This window comes from Streptomyces aurantiacus JA 4570, from assembly GCF_000414115.1.
GTDB lineage: Bacteria > Actinomycetota > Actinomycetes > Streptomycetales > Streptomycetaceae > Streptomyces > Streptomyces aurantiacus_A.
Genome location: NZ_AOPZ01000043.1, coordinates 11,791 through 32,382 on the forward strand (window position 1 = coordinate 11,791; position 20,592 = coordinate 32,382).

At 72.9% G+C, this 20,592-nt stretch carries 18 protein-coding genes and 1 pseudogene; 9 read left to right on the plus strand and 10 right to left on the minus strand.

Features of this window, described 5'->3' with window-relative positions; translation table 11 throughout:
* Window positions 1-4 precede the first annotated feature (4 nt).
* Genes STRAU_RS05620 through STRAU_RS05635 form a run of 4 tightly spaced genes read right to left on the minus strand, consistent with a single transcriptional unit; the run spans window position 5 to window position 4,377 of the window.
* The gene (locus STRAU_RS05620; protein WP_078620980.1) at window positions 5-784 is read right to left on the minus strand and encodes a CDP-alcohol phosphatidyltransferase family protein; all 780 of its coding nucleotides are present in this window, start codon (window positions 782-784) and stop codon (window positions 5-7) included.
* On the minus strand, window positions 762-1,826 hold the full coding sequence (locus STRAU_RS05625; RefSeq protein WP_016639278.1) for an iron-containing alcohol dehydrogenase family protein: 1,065 nt from the start codon (window positions 1,824-1,826) through the stop codon (window positions 762-764). The genes STRAU_RS05620 and STRAU_RS05625 overlap by 23 nt, the downstream gene beginning before the upstream one ends.
* Window positions 1,814-2,551, minus strand: a complete 738-nt coding sequence (locus STRAU_RS05630; RefSeq protein WP_016639279.1) for a phosphocholine cytidylyltransferase family protein — start codon at window positions 2,549-2,551, stop codon at window positions 1,814-1,816. Before STRAU_RS05630 ends, STRAU_RS05625 begins: the two co-directional genes overlap by 13 nt.
* A complete protein-coding gene (locus STRAU_RS05635) occupies window positions 2,548-4,377 on the minus strand; it encodes a DUF5941 domain-containing protein (RefSeq protein ID WP_037657720.1) in 1,830 nt (609 codons plus the stop codon). The genes STRAU_RS05630 and STRAU_RS05635 overlap by 4 nt, the downstream gene beginning before the upstream one ends.
* 264 nt (window positions 4,378-4,641) lie before the next feature.
* Between STRAU_RS05635 and galE the strand changes: the two genes are divergently transcribed.
* From galE to idi, 4 genes are all read left to right on the plus strand, one after another.
* Window positions 4,642-5,622 (plus strand): UDP-glucose 4-epimerase GalE, encoded by a 981-nt coding sequence (gene galE, locus STRAU_RS05640; RefSeq protein ID WP_016639281.1) that lies wholly within the window; start codon window positions 4,642-4,644, stop codon window positions 5,620-5,622.
* Between the two features lie 152 nt (window positions 5,623-5,774).
* Window positions 5,775-6,707 (plus strand): cation diffusion facilitator family transporter, encoded by a 933-nt coding sequence (locus STRAU_RS05645; protein ID WP_037657735.1) that lies wholly within the window; start codon window positions 5,775-5,777, stop codon window positions 6,705-6,707.
* 194 nt (window positions 6,708-6,901) lie between these two features.
* Window positions 6,902-8,185 (plus strand): bifunctional class I SAM-dependent methyltransferase/N-acetyltransferase, encoded by a 1,284-nt coding sequence (locus STRAU_RS05650; protein ID WP_016639283.1) that lies wholly within the window; start codon window positions 6,902-6,904, stop codon window positions 8,183-8,185.
* Between the two features lie 134 nt (window positions 8,186-8,319).
* Window positions 8,320-8,913: an isopentenyl-diphosphate Delta-isomerase gene (gene idi / locus STRAU_RS05655; RefSeq protein ID WP_037657722.1), complete on the plus strand. Its 594-nt coding sequence runs from the start codon at window positions 8,320-8,322 to the stop codon at window positions 8,911-8,913.
* A gap of 36 nt (window positions 8,914-8,949) precedes the next feature.
* Here idi and STRAU_RS05660 read toward each other — a convergent pair whose 3' ends face one another.
* On the minus strand, window positions 8,950-9,462 hold the full coding sequence (locus tag STRAU_RS05660; RefSeq protein WP_078620981.1) for an ATP-binding protein: 513 nt from the start codon (window positions 9,460-9,462) through the stop codon (window positions 8,950-8,952).
* Window positions 9,463-9,555: 93 nt separating this feature from the next.
* Window positions 9,556-10,248 (minus strand): HdeD family acid-resistance protein, encoded by a 693-nt coding sequence (locus tag STRAU_RS05665; RefSeq protein ID WP_052028968.1) that lies wholly within the window; start codon window positions 10,246-10,248, stop codon window positions 9,556-9,558.
* A gap of 84 nt (window positions 10,249-10,332) precedes the next feature.
* Here STRAU_RS05665 and STRAU_RS05670 point away from each other — a divergent pair, with 84 nt between their 5' ends.
* Window positions 10,333-11,085: an enoyl-CoA hydratase/isomerase family protein gene (locus STRAU_RS05670; RefSeq protein WP_016639286.1), complete on the plus strand. Its 753-nt coding sequence runs from the start codon at window positions 10,333-10,335 to the stop codon at window positions 11,083-11,085.
* 12 nt (window positions 11,086-11,097) lie between these two features.
* Here the strand turns inward: STRAU_RS05670 and STRAU_RS05675 are convergent, their stop codons facing one another.
* Complete coding sequence (locus STRAU_RS05675; protein WP_016639288.1) at window positions 11,098-11,778, minus strand: DJ-1/PfpI family protein; 681 nt, start codon at window positions 11,776-11,778, stop codon at window positions 11,098-11,100.
* Between the two features lie 63 nt (window positions 11,779-11,841).
* The gene (locus STRAU_RS05680; RefSeq protein ID WP_016639289.1) at window positions 11,842-12,861 is read right to left on the minus strand and encodes a GlxA family transcriptional regulator; all 1,020 of its coding nucleotides are present in this window, start codon (window positions 12,859-12,861) and stop codon (window positions 11,842-11,844) included.
* A gap of 157 nt (window positions 12,862-13,018) precedes the next feature.
* Here STRAU_RS05680 and STRAU_RS05685 point away from each other — a divergent pair, with 157 nt between their 5' ends.
* The 3 genes and pseudogenes from STRAU_RS05685 to STRAU_RS05690 all read left to right on the plus strand — a co-directional run bounded on the left by STRAU_RS05685 (window position 13,019) and on the right by STRAU_RS05690 (window position 16,731).
* Window positions 13,019-13,912 (plus strand): SCO6745 family protein, encoded by an 894-nt coding sequence (locus STRAU_RS05685; RefSeq protein ID WP_052028967.1) that lies wholly within the window; start codon window positions 13,019-13,021, stop codon window positions 13,910-13,912.
* Between the two features lie 135 nt (window positions 13,913-14,047).
* Window positions 14,048-14,191 carry an LPFR motif small protein gene (locus STRAU_RS43450; RefSeq protein ID WP_016639291.1) on the plus strand — a complete coding sequence of 48 codons (144 nt, stop codon included), beginning with the start codon at window positions 14,048-14,050 and terminating at the stop codon, window positions 14,189-14,191.
* 111 nt (window positions 14,192-14,302) lie between these two features.
* Window positions 14,303-16,731, plus strand: a pseudogene (locus STRAU_RS05690) (Tex family protein).
* Window positions 16,732-16,854: 123 nt separating this feature from the next.
* Here the strand turns inward: STRAU_RS05690 and STRAU_RS05695 are convergent.
* Together STRAU_RS05695 and STRAU_RS05700 are read right to left on the minus strand one after the other, a co-directional pair.
* Complete coding sequence (locus STRAU_RS05695) at window positions 16,855-18,498, minus strand: ABC-F family ATP-binding cassette domain-containing protein (protein WP_037657724.1); 1,644 nt, start codon at window positions 18,496-18,498, stop codon at window positions 16,855-16,857.
* Between the two features lie 48 nt (window positions 18,499-18,546).
* Window positions 18,547-19,569, minus strand: a complete 1,023-nt coding sequence (locus STRAU_RS05700; protein WP_037657726.1) for a hypothetical protein — start codon at window positions 19,567-19,569, stop codon at window positions 18,547-18,549.
* Between the two features lie 66 nt (window positions 19,570-19,635).
* On the opposite strand from STRAU_RS05700, the gene STRAU_RS05705 reads away from it, so the two are divergent.
* Window positions 19,636-20,592 (plus strand): FAD-dependent oxidoreductase (locus tag STRAU_RS05705; RefSeq protein ID WP_037657742.1); only part of this gene is annotated, 957 nt, incomplete at its 3' end.

Genomic DNA, 20,592 nt, shown 5'->3' on the forward strand with positions numbered 1-20,592 from the left:
TGGCTCACTTCAGCCTGCTAGAGGCGAGGATGGACACGAGGTGCAGCAGGGTCTGCAGGAGCGCGATGCCGGCGAGGACGGCGACACCGAGGCGGGAGAAGAACAGGTCTCCCCGGATCTGGTCCACGACGGCGATGACCAGGATCAGCAGGGACGCCTCGATGCCGAGGATGAGGCGGTGGAACTTCAGCGCGGCGGCGGCCTTGCGGGCCAGGGCCACACCGGACGTGCGCGGCTCGGCCGCCGACTCCTGCACCGGCGCCATGCCCTGCTGGTGCCGGGCGACGGCGACGAGGTCGGTCTCCGCCTTGATCAGGATCGCGCCGAGGGCGGCCAGGGTGCCGAGGAAGGCCCACAGCCAGTCGATCCGGCCCGAGCCCCACAGGTCGGCGGCGCGCAGGCCGAAGCCGACCAGGACCGCGGCGTCGCACAGGTAGGCGCCGACACGGTCCAGGTACACCCCGGACATCGAGTACTGCTTGCGCCAGCGGGCGATCTCGCCGTCGACGCAGTCGAGCAGCAGATAGAGCTGGACCGCGACGACGCCGAGCACGGCGCCCCAGATCCCCGGGACCAGCAGGGCCGGGGCGGCCAGGACGCCCGCGACGGTCATCAGATAAGTGAGCTGGTTGGGCGTGATCCTGGTGTTCACCAGGTAGCGGTCGCAGCGCAGCGAGATCTCTCGCATGTACAGGCGTCCCGCCCAGTGCTCACCGCTGCGGCGGTCCTTCACCCCGGCGGGGTGAACGACGGGCCGGAGTTCAGCTACCGATGGCCTTGGCATAGTCGGCGTATGCGTCCTTGATCTGGTCGTGGTTCAGATTGAGGTGCTCGAGGATGGTGTAGCGGCCCGGCCGGGTCTGCGGCGCGTACTCCACGACCTGGACGAACTCGTCCACGGTGAAGCCGATCTCCTCCGGCAGGACGGGCAGGCCGTGGCGGCGCAGCACCTCGGCCATGAACGCCGACTCCTCGCGGGCACCGCGCAGGTGCATCGCGAAGGCCGCGCCGAGGCCGCACTGCTCGCCGTGGCTCGCCGCGCGCTTCGGGAACAGCAGGTCGAAGGCGTGGTTGATCTCGTGGCAGGCACCGGACGCCGGGCGGGAGTCGCCCGAGACGGACATGGCGATGCCGGTGAGGACCAGGCCCTCGGCGAGCACCTGCAGGAAGCCGTCGTCGCCGACGCCGCCGGGATGGCGCAGGACCGCCTCGCCGGCCTGGCGGGCCATCGCGGCGGCGAGGCCGTCGATGTCCTCGCCGCGCTCGCGGGCGGCGAGCTCCCAGTCGCGGATCGCGGAGATGTTGGACAGGGCGTCGCCGATGCCGGAGCGCACGAAGCGGACCGGGGCCTCGCGGATGACGTCGAGGTCGATGACGACGGCGATCGGGGTCGGCACGCCGTACGAGCCGCGGCCGGCGTCGTTGTCGAGGGTCGCGACGGGCGAGCACAGGCCGTCGTGCGACAGGTTCGTCGCGACGGCGACCAGCGGCAGGCCGACGCGCGCCGCGGCGAACTTGGCACAGTCGATGATCTTGCCGCCGCCGAGGCCCACGACCGCGTCGTAGCGGCCCTTCTTCATGGCGTCGGCGAGCTTGATGGCGTCGTCGAGCGTGCCGCCGCCGACCTCGAACCACTCCGCGTTCGGCAGCGACGGCTCGAGCTGCGCGCGCAGCACCGCGCCGGAGCCGCCGCTGATGGCGACGGCCAGCTTGCCGGTCGCCGAGCAGATCCGCTGGTCGGCGAGGACGCTCGCCAGGTCGTTGAGCGCCCCCGCCCGGATGTCGACGACGACCGGCGAGGGGATGAGCCTCGTCAGTACTGGCACGCGATTTCACGCCCCTTGGCGAGGTCGTCGTGGTTGTCGATCTCGACCCACTTGACGTCGCCGATCGGCGCCACGTCGACCTTGAAGCCGCGGTTGACGAGCTCCTGGTAGCCGTCCTCGTAGTAGAGGTCGGGGTCGCGCTCGAAGGTGGTCTTCAGGGCGTCGGCCAGCTCGTCGGCGGCGGAGCCCTCGATGAGGGTGACGCCGATGTACTCGCCGGTGGCCTCGGCCGGGTCCATCAGCTTGGTGATGCGCTGCACGCCCTTCTCGGCGTCCACGATGACCTTCATCTCCTCGTCCGCGAGCTGCTTCACGGTGTCGAGGGCGAGGATGATCTTCTGGCCGTTGCCGCGGGCGGCGAGCAGCGTCTTCTCGACGGAGACCGGGTGCACGGTGTCGCCGTTGGCGAGGATCACGTCGTGCTTGATCGCGTCACGTCCGCACCACAGGGAGTAGGCGTTGTTCCACTCCTCGGCCTTGTCGTTGTCGATGAGGGTCAGCTTGAGGCCGTACTTCGCCTCCAGGGCCGCCTTGCGGTCGTAGACGGCCTCCTTCTTGTAACCGACGATGATCGCGACCTCGGTGAGACCGATCTCGGCGAAGTTGCCGAGCGTCAGGTCGAGGATGGTGGTGTCGCCGTCGACGGGCACCAGGGCCTTGGGCAGGGTGTCCGTGTAAGGGCGAAGACGCCGTCCGGCGCCGGCCGCCAGCACGAGGCCGATCATGCGGGTTCTCCTTCATCGTGTACGGCGGGTGCGCCACGCTTGTGAGCGGTCACCCAGAAGCGGATGCTCTCGACGAGCACCACGAGTGCCACGGCCACGGCGAGAGCCGTGAGCGCGACGGTGAAATCTGTGTCGTGCAGTACGGCGGCGGCCAGCGCGACCACCAGGGTCCTGCCTTCTTGGCCGCCGATCGCCCGCACCAGCCAGCGCGGGGGCGCGCCGGTGCCGCCCTTGATGCGGTACACCGTGTCGTAGTGATGGTAGGCGACCGCGGCCACCAGACCGAAAGCTGCCGGAAGAGCGCCGTTCACGTCCGCTTTGGCGGCCAGTACCAGCACGGTGCCGTACTCGGCGACGCGGAAGAACGGCGGAACCAGCCAGTCCAGGGCGCCCTTGAGGGGGCGCGCGAGCGCGAGGCCCGACGTGATGACGTAGATCACGGCGGCGACGACCACCCAGGGGCTGCCGTAGGACGTGCAGGCGGCCACAGCGACGACGGCGGCGCCGCCCAGGAAGGCGAGGACGGGGGCGGGCAGCGGGCCGCCGCGCCGCAGGGCGGCGAAGGAGGAGGCGAGCGTGCCGTTGTCGGCGAGGTCGGCGAGCGCCCGCGCGGCCCGGTCGGTGCGGGTGGCCTTGCGGGTCAGCGAGCGCAGCACCCGGCCCGCGGTGGTGTAGCAGGCCGCGAGGGAGCAGCCGACGAGCAGGACGACCAGGGTGACGCGGGGCGTGGTGACGGCGGTGAGCACGGCGATCAGGGCCCACCGCTCACCGATCGGCAGCACGATCATCCGGCGCACCCAGACCGTCCAGCCGACGCTGTCGAGCTTGTCCGAGAGGGCGGCCGTGGGGCTGGTGTTGGCGGTCGCGTCGTGGTTCGCCTCGTTGAAGGAGAAGTCGACGACGTGCCGACAGGTCTGCAGGACCATCGCGCCGAGCGCGAGCGCCCATACGTCATCACCGCCGCGGGCGGCGCCGAGCGCGAGGCCCGCGTAGTAGGCGTACTCCTTGGCGCGGTCGAAGGTCGCGTCGAGCCAGGCGCCGAGGGTGGAGTACTGCAGCGAGTAACGGGCGAGCTGGCCGTCCGTGCAGTCCAGGACGAAGGAGAACAGGAGCAGCAGTCCCGCGGCGATGAAGCCGCCGCGGGTGCCGGTCGCCGCGCAGCCGGCCGCGATGAGCGCGGTCAGCAGCGACGCGGTGGTGACCTGGTTCGGGGTGAACCCGCGCCGGGCGCACCAGCGGGCGAGGTAGCGGGAGTACGGGCTGATGCAGTACGTGGTGAAGAAGCCGTCGCGGGCCTTCACGGCGCCGCGCAGGCGGACCGCCTCGTCGTCGACGGCGGCGACGGCCTGGCGCGCGGTGTTGCGGGCCTCCGGGTCGTCGGCGACGACCGCGACGAGGGTGCCGAGCTCAGGGCGGTGCACGTCGACACCGCCGGCTTCGAGGGCGGCGGCGAGGCGGTCGGGCACGGCCTGCTCGGGGGCGGGCGTCAGACCCGTGCCGCCGCCGTCGGGCGTGGCCCCAACTGCCGTACGCAGCACGGACATCAGCTCTCCGCGCGCCCCGGCCTGCGCGGTCATGGCGCCGGGCACCGCGGACACCGGGAAGCGCGGGTCGGTCAGGCCGAGCCGCAGCGCGTGCACATGGCCGACGAAGCGGGTGTCCACGACGGCGACGCGCTCGCCCGCGGGCAGGTCGCGCAGCAGGGCCGCGAGCTCTTCGGGGGACGCCGCGTCGGGGGCGGTCCGCACGTCGAAGCCGAGGGACCGCAGATCGCCTTCGAGCGGCGAACCGGGCACCGGCCGGCCGGTGAGGATGGCGGTCGACAGACGAACTCACTCCTTGATTCCCGGCGCGGCTCGCGCGGGCACGTGCGTGACGGGGGCGCCCTGGCAGCGAGGCGGCCGGGCGGCGTGTCGGCTGAGGCTATCGGATGAATGGAAGCAGGCGTTCACCGCCCGTTCACGCCCCGATCAACGCGGTCTGGCTGCGCCGCGCCCTCTGTGATCGCCACGATCATCATGGTCGAAAGCGGCCCGCGGCCACAAACCGTGGGGCCCACACCCGCCCAAGCCCGCCTAAGGTGGACTGCCATGACATGGCTGATCACAGGTGGAGCGGGATATATCGGGGCGCATGTGGCGCGGGTCATGGCCGGGGCCGGTGAGCGGGTGGTCGTCCTGGACGACGTCTCCTCCGGGATGCCCGAGCGGCTGCCCGCGGACATTCCTCTGATACGGGGCACTTCGCTCGACGGCGAGCTGGTGCGGCGGGTGCTCGCCGAGCACGCGGTCACGGGTGTGGTGCATCTCGCGGCCCGCAAACAGGTCGGCCAGTCGGTGGAGCAGCCGCTGCGTTACTACCGGGAGAACATCGGGGGCCTGACGACGCTCCTGGAGGCGGTGGTGGACGCGGGGGTCGGGCGGTTCGTCTTCTCGTCGTCGGCGGCGGTGTACGGCAACCCGCCGGACGCCGAGCTGGTCTCCGAGGACACGCCCTGTGCGCCCGTGAGCCCGTACGGCGAGACGAAGCTGGCCGGCGAGTGGCTGGTGCGGGCGGCGGGGCGGGCGCACGGGATCACCACGACGTCGCTGCGCTACTTCAACGTGGCGGGCGCCGCGAGCCCCGAGCTCGCCGACACCGGGGTCTACAACGTGATCCCGATGGTCTTCGACCGCCTCACCCGCGACGAGGCCCCGCGCATCTTCGGCACCGACCACCCCACGCCGGACGGCACCTGCGTGCGCGACTACATCCACGTCAGCGACCTCGCCGAGGCCCACCTCGCCGCCGCCCGCAGGACGGCCGAGCCGGGCACCGATCTGACGGTGAACATCGGCCGCGGCGAGGGCGTTTCCGTACGCGAACTGCTCACCGTGATCGCGGAGGTCACCGGGGACCGGCGCGCGCCCCTCGTCGAGCCGCGCCGCGCGGGTGACGCGCCGCGCGCCGTGGCGGACGCACGGCTTGCCGCGAAGGAACTGGGCTTCGCCGCCCGGCGCGGGGTGCGGGAGATGGTGGAGTCCGCGTGGGCGGGCTGGTGCCTGCGCCACCCGGAGGCCCGCCGCGGCTAGCACCGCCGGGTGCGCTCACCGCTCTGACCTGCGGAACGTTTCCGCAGGTCAGAGCATATGACAACGGTTCCCAAGAGCATGTTGCAGATACCCCCCACCCGTAGTTCACTGTGATCGCGAACATGTGCACCGACGACACGGAGGACCGCACCATGGGGGCTGGACACGACCACGGCCACGCGCCGCCCGCCCAGGGCACGGCCACGGCCGCCTACAAGGGCCGGCTGCGGATCGCGCTGTCCATCACGCTCACCGTCATGGTGGTGGAGATCGTCGGCGGCATCGTCGCGGATTCGCTCGCGCTGATCGCGGATGCGACGCACATGGCGACGGACGCGCTCGGCCTCGGCATGGCCCTGTTCGCCATCCACATCGCGAACCGCCCGCCGAGCGAGAACCGCACCTTCGGCTACGCCCGCGCCGAGATCCTGGCCGCCCTCGCCAACTGTCTGCTGCTCTTCGGCGTCGGCGGATACGTCCTGTACGAGGCGATCCAGCGGTTCGTCACGCCCGCCGAGACCGAGGGCGGCCTCACCATCGTCTTCGGTCTCATCGGCCTGGTCGCGAACCTCGTCTCGCTGTCGCTGCTGATGCGCGGCCAGCAGGACAGCCTCAATGTGCGCGGCGCCTTCCTGGAGGTCCTCGCGGACGCGCTCGGCTCGGTGGCGGTGCTCGTCTCGGCCGTGGTCATCCTGCTCAGCGGCTGGCAGGCGGCGGACCCCATCGCCTCGATCGTCATCGGGCTCATGATCGTCCCGCGCACCTGGAAGCTGCTGCGGGAGACGCTGAACGTCCTGCTCGAATCGGCGCCCAAGGGCGTCGACATGGCCGAGGTGCGCGCCCACATGCTGGCCCTGCCCGGCGTCGAGGACGTCCACGACCTGCACGCCTGGACGATCACGTCGGGGATGCCGGTCCTCTCCGCGCACGTCGTCGTGAGCTCCGAGACGCTGTCCGCCATCGGCCACGAGAAGATGCTGCACGAGCTGCAGGGCTGCCTGGGCGGCCACTTCGACGTCCAGCACTGCACGTTCCAGCTGGAGCCGGGCGGCCACGCGGAGCACGAGCCGAGGCTCTGCCACTGAGGGCCTCTGCCACTGAGGAGGCTCTGCCACTGAGGTAAAGTGGTACGCGATCTTTGAGGACACGAGTGCAGGAGGTGGGTTGATGACTGTCGCGGTAGGCGCTGCCACGCGCGGCGACATGTGCATCCCCGCATCCCGGGCCCACGGCTGACCTTTCGCTCGGCCGGGCCCTCTCACTCAAAGGGTTTCCTCCGTTGACTCAGAAGTCGACTCAGAACGCGATCACCGACGCCTTCTTCTCCCTGCACCACGGCCTGCCGCGGCAGGGTCCCGGCTCCGACGCCACCACCCGCGCGCTGCTCGCCCTCGCCGGTGAGCTGCCCGCCCGTCCGCGCGTGCTCGACCTGGGCTGCGGCCCCGGCCGGTCCGCCCTGCTGCTCGCCGCGGAGGCGGGCGCCGAGGTCGCGGCCGTCGATCTGCACGAGCCGTTCCTCGCCGAACTGCGCGCGGCGGCGGACGCCCGCGGGCTCGCCGACTCCGTGCACACCGTCCGCGCGGACATGGGGGAACTCCCCTACGCGGACGGCTCGTTCGACCTGATCTGGGCCGAGAGCTCGGTCTACAGCATCGGCTTCGACACCGCCCTCGACGCCTGGCGGCGACTGCTCGCCCCCGGCGGGACGCTCGTCGTCACCGAGTGCGAGTGGACCACCGACGCCCCGTCCGAGGAGGCGCGCGCCTTCTGGGACGCGCACTACCCGCTGCGCGCCCCCGAGGAGAACACCCGCGCCGCGCTCGCCGCCGGGTACGCGGTGCTCGGCACGGTGTCCCAGCCGGAGTCCGACTGGGACGAGTACTACGGCCCGCTCGGCGCCCGCGCGGACGCGGCCGACCCCGGGGCGCCCGGCATGGCCGAGGCCCTGGCCGCCACCCGCGCGGAGCTCGCCATGCGCCGGGAGCACGGCGCGGAGTACGGGTACAGGGGCTACGCCCTGCGCCCGGCGGGCGACGGCTGGCGCACCCGGCCCGAGGCGGCGTCCGGCGCCGACCGCGCGGCCGTGCACGCCGTGAACGCCGCCGCCTTCGAGACACCGGCCGAGGCCGACCTCGTGGACGCCCTTCGCGAGGACCCCGCGGCCTGGCTCGACGGGCTCTCGTACGTCGCCGAGACCGCGACCGGGGAGGTCGCGGCGCACGCCCTGATCACCCGCTGCCACGTGGACGGCGCCCCGGCCCTGTGCCTGGCGCCCGTGGCCGTGCTGCCGGCGCATCAGGGAACGGGCGCCGGTTCGGCGGTCGTGCGCGCCGTGCTGCGCGCCGCACGCGCCCGTGGCGAGCACCTGGTGCTCGTGCTCGGGCACCCGGACTACTATCCGCGGTTCGGTTTCACCCCGGCGTCGGCCTACGGAATCCGGCCAAGTTTCGAGGTGCCGGACGAGGCCATGATGGCCCTCGCCCTGGCGGGGCCGCCCGGAGCCGGTGATTCCGGGCCGCTGCCGCGCGGCACGATCACGTACCCGGCGGCCTTCGGAGTCTGATCCCGGCGGCGTCCGGGAGCCTCGCCGTGTCCCGTCCCCGCCGTCGGGGACGGGACATGCGGGGCTCCCGGAGTGCCGGGTGTGCCGGTCTCGTACGGCAGACTTGAGATCCGAGACCGAAGCGAAGGATGGGTATGCCGATCACACCTGCCACCGCGGCGAACAGCTCGCCGAACGGCACCGGAGAAACTATCTTGCTCGAACTCGTCGACGAGGACGGCAGGACGATCGGCACGGCGGAGAAGCTCGCCGCCCATCAGGCGCCCGGGCAGCTGCACCGGGCGTTCTCCGTCTTCCTCTTCGACGAGCAGGGCCGGCTGCTGCTCCAGCAGCGGGCGCTCGGCAAGTACCACTCCCCCGGCGTCTGGTCCAACACCTGCTGCGGCCATCCGTATCCGGGCGAGGCGCCGTTCGCGGCCGCCGCCCGGCGCACCTTCGAGGAGCTCGGCGTCTCGCCGTCGCTGCTCGCCGAGGCGGGCACCGTGCGCTACAACCACCCGGACCCGGAGTCGGGCCTGGTGGAGCAGGAGTTCAACCACCTCTTCGTGGGGATGGTGCAGGCCGAGCTGCGCCCGGACCCCACCGAGGTCGGCGAGACGGCGTTCGTCACGGCCGGGGAGCTGGCGGAGCGGCACGCGAAGGGGCCGTTCTCGGCGTGGTTCATGACGGTCCTGGACGCGGCGCGGCCCGCCATCAAGGAGCTGACGGGGCCGGGCGCGGGCTGGTAGACGGGGCCCGCCGGGCGGGCTCGTGGCCCGCGGGTCTCAGACCCCGTTCGGCTTCAGGGGCAGGGCCGCCCAGATGACCTTGCCCCCGCTCGCCGTGTGCTCGACGTCGCAGGCGCCGCCCGCCTCCTGGGTGATCTCGCGGACCAGGAGCAGGCCGCGCCCGCCGGTCTGGCCGTAGTCGGCCACCAGGGCCGTCGGGCGGTAGGGGTGGTTGTCCTCCACGGAGACCCGCACCCACTCGGCGCCCACCGCGATCTCCACGGCGAGCATCGGCGACAGCAGCGCCGCGTGCCGGACGGCGTTGGTGACGAGCTCGGAGACGATCAGCAGCAGTCCCTGCACCAGCTCGTCCGGCGCCGGCACGCCCTGGCGCGCGAGCAGGTCGCGCACCGCGTGCCGGGCCTGCGGCACCGAGGCGTCGACGGCCGGGGCCGTGAACCGCCACACGCCCTCGTACGGCACGTGCCCACCGCCCCCGGGGAGCGGGTCCGACCCTCTCCCGTCGTTGCCCATCGCCCGGTCCCCGCCCTCGCGCTCGATAGTCACCACACGTCGAGTGTTGGTAACGCACTGGTCCGTACCGCGCTACTGACCAGAAGTCAGCGACTATCGACGGGAATTGATCGCGCTCGCATGCCGCCGTCAGTTGGGCGACTGCTCCTGCCCTTCTTGTTCTACCTTCAAGGGTTCTTCAGCTTGTACGGCTTCGGGGTCCCGTGCGCCGTCGGGCGTGACCATGCTGATGAGGCGCCGGCCGCCGATCGCCGTCGCGACCAGGCCGAGCCCGTCGAAGAGCAGCGCGAGGGAGAAGAACGTACCGATGACGTACTGGCTGCTGCTCGGCCACGAGGCGAGCACCAGCACGGCCAGGAGCACGCCGAAGGCGCCCTGCAGCAGCGTCACGGCCATCTGCGGGCCGCGCACCACCAGGCTGCCGACGAGCCGGAACACCCCGCCGGTGAGGAAGAGCAGCGCCGCGAACATCGTCAGCGCCTCCGCCGCCACATCGGGTCTGCGGATCACGACCACACCCGCCGCCAGGTTCAGCGCGGCCACCACCACCCCCAGCCAGAAGAAGTTCGATCCGCGCGACTGCACCGCGTGCAGCAGCCCGACGATGCCGCCCACCAGGAGCAGCCAGCCGAACAGCAGCATCGAGGTGAGCGTGGCGAACCCCGCGTACACGATGCCGACGATCCCGCCGAGGGCGAGGATCGCGCCGAGCAGGGCGAGCCAGCCGAGACTGCGCCTGAGCCTGGCCCCCTGGTCCGCGGGGCCGGTCCCCTGGTCGACGGTGCCGGGACCGCCGGAACCGGCCTGCTTGTGCCTGCCCATGAAACCCATCGAGCGCCTCCGTCCGCCGTGCGAAGCCGCCCCTTCTTGATCGTACGTTCGGTGGGTGCGGATAGCATCCGGCGCATGGAGCCCCAGCTTCGGCAGGCCGTCGCCGACGGCGTCGCCACTGTCGTCATCGACCATCCGGCCAAGCGCAACGCCATGACGGCGGACATGTGGCGCGCGCTGCCGCCGCTGCTCGCGGCGCTCGCCGCCGACCCCGCCGTGCGGACGCTGGTCCTCACCGGTGCCGGGGACACGTTCTGCGCGGGCGCGGACATCTCCTCGCTGCGCGCGGAGCCCGGCCGCGCCCAGGAGCTCGCGGTGCGGGCCGAGGAGGCGCTGGCGGCGTTCCCCAAGCCGACGCTCGCGGCGGTGCGCGGGTACTGCGTGGGCGGCGGCTGCCAGTTGGCGGCGGCCTGCGACCTGCGGTTCGCCGACGCAGGCGCGGCGTTCGCGGTCACACCGGCGAAGCTGGGCATCGTCTATCCGGCGTCGACGACGCGGCGTCTGGTGGCTCTCGTGGGCCCTTCGACCGCCAAGTACCTGCTGTTCTCCGGCGAGTCGATCGACGCGGCGCGGGCGCTGCGCAGCGGGCTCGTGGACGAGGTGCTGCCCGCCGGTGAACTCGACGCGCGCGTCAAGGAGTTCACGCGGATCCTGGCCTCGCGCTCGCTGCTCACGCAGGCGGCGGCGAAGGAGTTCGCGGGCGGTGCGGAAGGCCGGGAGGCCCACTGGGCCGAGCAGACGCGGGCGAGCGGCGACACCGCCGAGGGTGTCGCCGCCTTCCTGGAGCGCAGGCAGCCGCGCTTCGCCTGGACGCCGCCGGAGCGGTAGCGGCCCGCCGGGTTACGCCGGTCGGCCGGCCTCGGCCCCCTCCGGCGCCGCGCCCGACTCCTCGTCGTTGAATCGGCTGCGGTCGCGGAACATGCTGACGAGGTGGGCCGGCGCCTTCTCCGGGGATCCGGCGTCGTAGGGCGGCTGGGGGTCGTACTCGATCATCAGCTGGACGGTCTGGGCCCGTTCGTCGCCCGCGATCCGGCCGACGAGCGCGAGACCCATGTCGATGCCGGCGGACACCCCGGCCGCCGTCACGTACTTGCCGTCGAAGACCACCCGCTGCCCCGTGGAGCGCGTGCCGAGCCGGTCCAGTTCCTCCAGGGCCAGCCAGTGCGAGGTCGCCGAGCGGCCCTTCAGGAGTCCGGCGGCGGCGAGCGCCAGCGAGCCGGTGCACACGGACGTCGTCCAGGTGCTGGTGGTGTCGGCGGTGCGCAGCCAGCCGAGCAGCGACTCGTTCTCCATCTGGTCGCTCTGTCCGGGGCCGCCGGGGACCACCACGATGTCCGGGTGCGACACCTCGTCGAAGGTCTTGTCGGCGACGAGGGCGAGCCGGCCGCTGTCGTCACGCACGGTCCCGGCCCGCTCGGCGACGAAGACGACCTCGGCGTCCGGGATGCCACCCAGTGTCTGGTACGGGCCGATGGCGTCCAGGGCGGTGAAGCGTTCGTACAGGGCGATGGCGATCTGCATGCGGACTCCTCGAAGGTGGGCCGGAAGTGGGCCGAAAGCGGGTCAGAGGGGGGCAGGAGGGGGTCATGGGTGCGTGGTGAGCGGGCTGTGGAAGCGGCGGCGGTACTCGGCCGGTGCCGTGCCGAGCGCCTTGACGAAGGCGCGGCGCATGGCCTCCGGGGTGCCGTAGCCGCAGGCGCGCGAGACCTCCTCGACCCCGTCGGAGGTGTCCTCCAGGAGCCGGCGCGCGTGCTCGACGCGCACGCGCTCGACGTACTTGCCCGGGGTCGTGCCGGTCTCCGCCTGGAAGGCGCGGGCGAAGTGCCGGGGCGAAAGGCGGGCGCGCTCGGCCAGCGCGTCCACGCTGAGGTCGCCCCCGGGGTGTTCGGTGATCCACTGCTGGACCTCGCGCAGCGGCTCCCGCTGGGCGGTCTGCGCCGACAACTGGGCGCTGAACTGCGCCTGGTTGCCCGGGCGGCGCAGGAACACCACGAGGTAGCGGGCCACGGTCAGCGCGGTGTCCCGGCCCAGGTCCTCCTCGACGAGCGCGAGCGCGAGATCGATGCCCGCCGTCACGCCCGCCGAGGTCGCGACATGGCCGTCGCGTACGTAGATGGGGTCCGGGTCCACGTCGATCTCCGGGTGGTCGCGGGCCAGGGTGTCGCAGTACGCCCAGTGGGTCGTCGCGCGGCGGCCGTCGAGCAGGCCCGCGCGGGCCAGCAGGACCGCGCCGGTGCAGACCGAGACCAGGCGCCGGGCGCGCGGCGCGTGGGCCCGCAGCCAGGCGACCAGCTCGGCGTCCTCGGCGCGGGTGCCGGCGCCGCCGGGGACGAGGAGCGTGTGCGGCGCGGCGCCCTCGGCGAACCCGGCGGGCCCGGTCAGCCCGCAGGAGCCGGTCAGCTCGGCCAGGGACGTGTCCGGGACCAGCGTGAGTCCGCTCGACGTCCGGACGGGGGCGCCGTCCAGGGACGCGGTGCGCACCCGGTACGGGACCTCGTCGGGGCCGTGGCAGTGGCTCGCGCCCGTGAAGACCTCCATGGGACCCGTGACGTCGAGGCTCTGGACGCCGTCGAAGAGGACGACGAGGACGGTTCGCTGCTCCATGCCGTTGATTCTTGGGCCGGGACGGGGTGGCCGCAATGACGAGGACCCCACCTTTCCTGCCATGTTCCGTGGCGGGGTCCTGCCATGCTCTTGGCGGGGCGAGGGCGGCGCCACGACCGGCCTTCACGTCATACCGACCAGTCGGTAACGTGTGGGCATGACCTCTTCGACGACTTCCGCGCCGACCGGCACACCGCTGCCCCCGCGCGCGGGACGGCGCTGCCACAACGTGCTCAACGCCTTCCACACCCCGCACTACTTCTCCCCCGACGCGGGCCGCGAGCTGGCCGCGCTCGGCATCACGCATCCGAAGGCCGTCAACTTCGCCATCCGGGCGGCGGCGATGGGAGCCGTGGGGGCGGGCACCGTGACCGCCGCGTTCTACAACTACAAGCCGGACGTCGTCGCCCGGTTCGTGCCCGGCGTATGGCGCACCGCGTCGCCCGAGGACGTGCTGGCCGCCCGGCTGCGCGCCGTCGACTCCACCCTGCGGCGGCTGCTCGGGGACGAGGCGCTGGCGTCCCCGGAGATGGCGGAGGCGGCCCGGCTCGCCCTGAGGGCGGCGGAGGCGTGTTCGCCGAGCGGCCGCCCCCTGTACGCCGCGCACGCCACCCTGCCCGTGCCCGACGAGCCGCACCTGGCCTACTGGCACGCGGCGACGCTGCTGCGCGAGCACCGGGGCGACGGCCACCTGGCCGCCCTCCTGGACGCCGAACTCGACGCCGTGGAGGCGCTGGTGAGCCACACGGCCACCGGCAAGAGCATGACGCCCAAGTGGAACCTCAACACCCGCGGCTGGACCCAGGAGGACTGGGACGCCGCCGTCGAGCGGCTGCGCGGGCGCGGACTCGTCGACGACAAGGGCGAGTTGACGGAGGCGGGCGTCGCACTGCGGGCGGGGGTCGAGGAGCGGACCGACCGCCTGGACCGGGCGCCGTACGAACACCTCGGCGCGGAGGGCGTGGCGCGGCTCACGGAGCTGGGCACCGTCTTCGCCGGCGCGGTGGTGCAGGCGGGCGCGTTCCCCGGGGACCTGCTCGGCAAGGGTTGAGGACGCCTGGGCACGCCTGGGCACGCCTGGGCGCGCCTCCCGAAGCATGTGCCCCGGTGCCCGGGGTACTCGCCACGTCCCGCGGCCTCGAACATTCCTCCGTAAAATGGGCCGGGGAGACGAAGGGAGAACCTCGTGTTCCGTGCGATCGCAGATGTCCTGCGCCAGATCGCTGGGGCCATCGCCACTGTGGTCACCCTGCCGTTCCGGGCCCTGGCCCGGCTCTTCGGCGGAGCCTCACGTTCCGGACGCCGGTCGGGCCGGGCCCGCCGGGTCTGACCGCGCGACCGGCCGGGTCCGGCGGTGCCACCGGCCGGGTCTGGCTGCCTCACTGTCGGTGCCACCTGCCACAATTGGCGGGCAACCTCAGTGAGAAGGCGGTACCGCAACGTGACGATCACCCCAGCGTCCATCGAAGGCAGGATCGCCGAAGAACTCGGCGTACGGGAGCGGCAGGTGAAGGCCGCCGTGGACCTGCTCGACGGCGGGTCGACGGTGCCCTTCATCGCGCGCTACCGCAAGGAGGCGACGGAGACGCTCGACGACGCGCAGCTGCGCACGCTCGAAGAGCGGCTGCGCTATCTGCGCGAGCTCGAAGAGCGGCGGAGCGCCATCCTCGACTCCGTACGCGAGCAGGGCAAGCTCACCGACGAGCTGGAGGCCCGCATCCGCGAGGCCGACACGAAGGCCCGCCTGGAGGACATCTACCTGCCGTTCAAGCCGAAGCGGCGGACCAAGGCGCAGATCGCGCGCGAGGCCGGTCTCGAACCGCTGGCCGAGGGGCTCCTCGGGGACCCGACGGTGGAGCCGCTCGCGGCCGCCGCCGCGTTCGTCGACGCCGACAAGGGCGTCGCCGACCCGCAGGCGGCCCTGGACGGCGCCCGCGCCATTCTCACCGAGCGGTTCTCCGAGGACGCCGACCTGATCGGCGAGCTGCGCGAGCGCATGTGGGTGCGCGGGCGCCTCGCCGCGAAGGTGCGCGAGGGCAAGGAGGAGGCGGGCGCCAAGTTCGCCGACTACTTCGACTTCGCCGAGCCGTTCACGGAGCTGCCCTCGCACCGCGTCCTCGCCATGCTGCGCGGCGAGAAGGAGGACGTGCTCGACCTGGTCCTGGAGCCGGAGGAGCCGGCCGGAGACACCACCGCCCCGGCCGTCCCGTCCTCGTACGAGAGCTCGATCGCCCAGCGCTTCGGTGTCGCCGACCGCGGGCGGCCGGGCGACAAGTGGCTGGCCGACACGGTCCGCTGGGCCTGGCGGACCCGGATCCTGGTGCACCTCGGCATCGACCTGCGGCTGCGGCTGCGCACTGCCGCGGAGGACGAGGCGGTGCGGGTGTTCGCGGCGAACCTGCGCGACCTGCTGCTCGCCGCCCCGGCGGGCACGCGCGCGACGCTGGGCCTCGACCCCGGTTTCCGTACGGGCGTGAAGGTCGCCGTCGTGGACGCCACCGGCAAGGTCGTGGCGACGGACACCATCCACCCGCACGTCCCGGCGAACAAGTGGGACCAGTCCCTGGCCACCCTCGCGAGGCTCGCCAAGGAGCACGACGTCGACCTGATCGCCATCGGCAACGGCACCGCGTCCCGCGAGACCGACAAGCTCGCCGGTGAACTCATCACCAAGCACCCGGAGTTGAAGCTCACCAAGGTGATGGTGTCCGAGGCCGGCGCCTCGGTGTATTCGGCGTCGGCGTTCGCCTCGCAGGAGCTGCCGGAGCTCGATGTGTCGCTGCGCGGCGCGGTGTCGATCGCCCGGCGCCTGCAGGATCCGCTCGCCGAGCTGGTGAAGATCGACCCGAAGTCCATCGGCGTGGGTCAGTACCAGCACGACCTGTCGGAAGTGAAGCTCTCCCGCTCCCTCGACGCGGTCGTCGAGGACTGTGTGAACGGCGTCGGCGTGGACGTGAACACGGCGTCGGCCCCGCTGCTCGCCCGGGTGTCCGGCATCGGCTCCGGCCTCGCCGAGAACATCGTGGCGCACCGCGACGCGAACGGCCCGTTCAAGAACCGCAAGGGCCTCAAGGACGTGCCCCGGCTCGGCCCGAAGGCGTACGAACAGTGCGCGGGCTTCCTGCGCATCCGCGGCGGCGACGACCCGCTGGACGCCTCCAGCGTGCACCCCGAGGCGTATCCGGTGGTGCGGAGGATGGCCGGTACGGCGGGCGGCGATGTCGGCACGCTGGTCGGCAACACGGCCACGCTGCGCTCCCTGAAGCCCGCCGACTTCGTGGACGACGTGTTCGGTCTGCCGACCGTCACGGACATCCTCAAGGAACTGGAGAAGCCGGGCCGTGACCCGCGTCCGGCCTTCAAGACGGCGACCTTCAAGGACGGCGTCGAGAAGATCTCCGACCTGACGTCGGGGATGGTCCTGGAGGGCGTCGTCACGAACGTCGCCGCGTTCGGCGCGTTCGTGGACGTCGGCGTCCACCAGGACGGCCTCGTACACGTGTCGGCGATGTCCAAGACCTTCGTCAAGGACCCGCGCGACGTGGTGAAGCCGGGCGACATCGTCAAGGTGAAGGTCCTCGACGTGGACGTGCCGCGCAAGCGGATCTCGCTGACGCTCAGGCTCGACGACGAGGCGGCGGAGTCTGCCGCGGGCGGCGGGAACGGTGGCGGGAGGCAGCGCGGTGGGCGGCCGCCGCAGCAGCGTGGGGCCTCCGGCCAGGGGCAGCAGGGTCGCGGTGGCCAAGGCCGGGGGCAGGGGCAGGGCGGGCGCCCTCAGCGGCAGCAGCGGCAGGGGGGCCGCCGCCCGCCAATGACGCGATGGCGGAGGCTTTGCGCCGGGCGGGGTTGGTCGACCCTAAGCGGCGCTAGGCGCTCCGCTGGGTGTGCCGCGCTTTGCCGTATTGCGTCTGCGGGCTTGTGGGGGCTGGTCGCGCAGTTCCCCGCGCCCCTTCAGGGCGCTTCCGCACCGCAGCGGACTGGCGCGGGCGGAGGTCAGGGTGACGGTTCCGTCACCTTGCCCTCCGTTACCTCCAGGCGGCGGGTGACGTGCACCGCGTCGAGCATGCGGCGGTCGTGGGTGACCAGCAGGAGCGTGCCCGGGTAGGAGTCCAGGGCCGATTCGAGCTGCTCGATGGCGGGCAGGTCGAGGTGGTTCGTCGGCTCGTCGAGGACCAGCAGGTTCACGCCCCGGCCCTGGAGCAGGGCGAGGGCGGCGCGGGTGCGCTCCCCCGGTGACAGGGTCACCGCGGGCCGCAGCACATGCTCGGCCTTGAGGCCGAACTTGGCGAGGAGCGTGCGGACTTCCGCCGGGTCGGTGTCCGGCACGGCCGCGCGGAACGCGTCGAGCAGCGACTCGGCGCCGTGGAACAGGGCGCGGGCCTGGTCGACCTCGCCCACGACGACGCCCGAGCCGAGGGCCGCCTGCCCCTCGTCCACGGGGACGCGGCCGAGCAGCGCGGCAAGCAGGGTCGACTTGCCCGAGCCGTTGGCGCCGGTGATGGCGACCCGGTCCGCCCAGTCGATCCGCAGGTCGACGGGGCCGAGCGTGAAGGTGCCGCGCCGTACGACGGCGTCGCGCAGGGTGGCGACGACGGTGCCGGAGCGCGGCGCCGCCGCGATCTCCATCCGCAGCTGCCACTCCTTGCGCGGTTCCTCGACGACGTCCAGGCGCTCGATCATCCGCTGGGTCTGGCGGGCCTTCGCGGCCTGCTTCTCGCTCGCCTCGCTGCGGAACTTGCGGCCGAGCTTGTCGCTGTCGGTGGCCTTGCGGCGGGCGTTCTTGACGCCCTTGTCCATCCAGGACCGCTGCATCTGGGCGCGGTCCTGGAGGGCGGACCGCTTGTCGGCGTACTCCTCGTACTCGTCGCGGGCGTGCCTGCGGGCGACCTCGCGCTCCTCCAGATACGCCTCGTAGCCGCCGCCGAAGAGGTTGATCTGCTGCTGGGCCAGGTCGAGTTCGAGGACCTTGGTGACCGTGCGGGCCAGGAACTCGCGGTCGTGGCTCACCACGACGGTGCCCGCGCGCAGGCCGCGGACGAAAGCCTCAAGGCGCTCCAGGCCCGCCAGGTCCAGGTCGTTGGTGGGCTCGTCGAGCAGGAACACGTCGTAGCGGGACAGCAGCAGCGAGGCCAGTCCCGCGCGGGCCGCCTGGCCGCCGGAGAGCGCCGTCATCGGGTGGTCCAGGCGCACCCCCAGGCCGAGGGACTCGGCGACTTCCTCGGCGCGTTCGTCCAGGTCGGCGCCGCCGAGGGCGAGCCAGCGCTCCAGACTGTGGGCATACGCGTCGTCGGCGCCGGGCGCGCCCTCGACAAGCAGCTCGGTCGCCTCCTCCATGGCGTCCTGCGCCGCGGCGACTCCGGTGCGGCGGGCGAGGAAGGCGTGGATCGTCTCGTCCGGGCGGCGCTCGGGCTCCTGGGGCAGATGGCCGACCGACGCCGACGGGGGCGACAGGCTGAGCCCGCCGGACTCCGGGGTGTCCAGGCCCGCGAGGAGGCGCAGGAGCGTGGACTTTCCGGCGCCGTTGGCGCCCACGAGCCCGATGACGTCGCCGGGGGCGACGACGAGGTCCAGGCCCTCGAAGAGGGTGCGGTCGCCGTGGCCGGCGGCGAGGTGCTTCGCGACAAGTGTGGCGTTCATCAGACCCACGAGCCTAGTGCCCGGCACGCCGGACGCCGACCGGACGGGTCAGGGCGACACCGCCGAGACCAGCACGCTGTCCGGCGTCCGCGCGACGACGAACTGGGACTTGCCCGGCAGGGCGACCCGGTGCTCGCCGGGCGCGAGGACCTCGTCGAGCACCTCGTGGACGCGGGTGCGCAGGAGCCGGTCGACGCGGTAGGCGGTGAGCCGCACCCGGCAGGAGGAGGTGACCTCGGTGACCGCCGCGCCCCCGGCCACCGTGAGCCGCGTCAGCCGCCGCTGCGCCAGCGGACTGCGGTCGAGGGCGTACTCGATCTGGGCGACGAGCAGCGGGACGACGGGCGCGAACCCGTCGACGTAACGGACCTCGACCCCCGCCCCCTCGAAGGCGGCCCGCACGCCGTCGCGCATCCGCTCCGGCACCGCGCGCCCGAACGCGACGGCGCCGTACGTCCGCAGCTCCTCGGCCGGCACCCCGGACGCGTCCGCCGCGATCTCCGCGCCGATGCCGATCATCCGCAGCGCCGCGGCGAGCTTGGCGAGCAGCGCCACCCGCGCCCCGATGAGCAGCACCCGGCGCCGCCCGGCCGCCGGCTCGGCCCCGTTCAATAACCGCCCAAGCGCCGCGCGGTACTCGCCGCCGCGGAAGCGGAACGGCCCTATGCCGTGGTAGCCGTTCCGTTCCAGGTCGGCGTGTTCGGACGTCTGCCAGGCGAAGTCCCGCCACACATAGTCCTCGCCGTCCTCGCCCGCGCGGTCGATGACGGCCGTGACCGCGCCGCACTCCAGGCCCTCGCACTCGGGGCAGCCGTAGATCACGTACCGCCCGTCGCGCAGCGGGGCCTCGGCCTCGAGGAGCAGACGGCGCACATGCGTCGTGAAGATCGCCGGCGGGATGTCGGACGCGAGCGGGGACACGGCGTCGAGGTCGGCGAGCTGGAACAGCAGCGGGCGGCCGTTCACGATGAAGTCGACGAAGTCACGGTGCACTTGGTAGTCACCGTTGGCGAGAACTCCACCGGCGCGCATCGCCGGGGCCAGGCCGAAAGTCGCGTACTCGGCAGACATGCCCTGAGTATCCCCACCCGGCAGGATCTCTGCGCACGGCATGACGTATTCCGCTACGTTTCCGGGATGGGTGGGAGTGACAGGGCAGATGTGGTTGTCGTGGGCGGTGGGGTCATCGGGCTCACCACCGCCGTGGTGCTCGCGGAGCGCGGCCGTCGCGTCCGCCTCTGGACGCGGGACCCGGCCGAGCGCACGACCTCGGCCGTTGCGGGCGGCCTGTGGTGGCCGTACCGCATCGAGCCCGAGGCGCTGGTGGGCGAGTGGTCGCTGGAGACCCTCGCGGTGTACGTGGAGTTGGCGGCGGACGCACAGCGCACGGGCGTACGCATGGTCGAGGGCGTACACGCCGAGACCGCGCTGGACGGGCTCGGGCCCTGGGCGGCGCGGGTACCGGGGCTGCGCGCGGCGACCGGCGCCGAGTACGCGGGGGTCGGGCTGTGGGCGCGGCTGCCGCTGATCGACATGCCGACGCATCTGGCGTGGCTGCGGCAACGGCTGCTCGCGGCGGGCGGCACGGTCGAGCGGCGGGCGGCACGGAGCCTCGACGAGGCGCTCGGAGAGGCGCCAAGTGTCGTCAACTGCGCGGGCCTCGGCGCCCGGGAGCTCGTGCCGGACGACGCGGTGCGTCCCGTGCGGGGGCAGCTCGTGCTCGTGGAGAACCCCGGGATCCGTACGTGGTTCACGGCCGCGGACTCCGCGTCGACGGCAACGACGTACTTCCTGCCGCAGCCCGGGCGGCTTGTGCTCGGCGGCACGGCGGACGACGGGGACTGGTCCCTGGAGCCGGATCCGGCGGTGGCGGCGGCGATCGTCGAGCGGTGCGCGCGGGTGCGTCCGGAGATCGGGGCGGCGCGGGTGCTCGGGCACCGGGTGGGGCTGCGGCCCGCCCGCCCGGCGGTGCGCCTGGAACACGAACGGCGGGGCGGCGGGCGGACGCTGGTGCACAACTACGGCCACGGCGGGGCCGGGGTGACCGTGGCGTGGGGCTGCGCGCGGGCGGCGGCGCGGCTCGTGGAGGAGCCG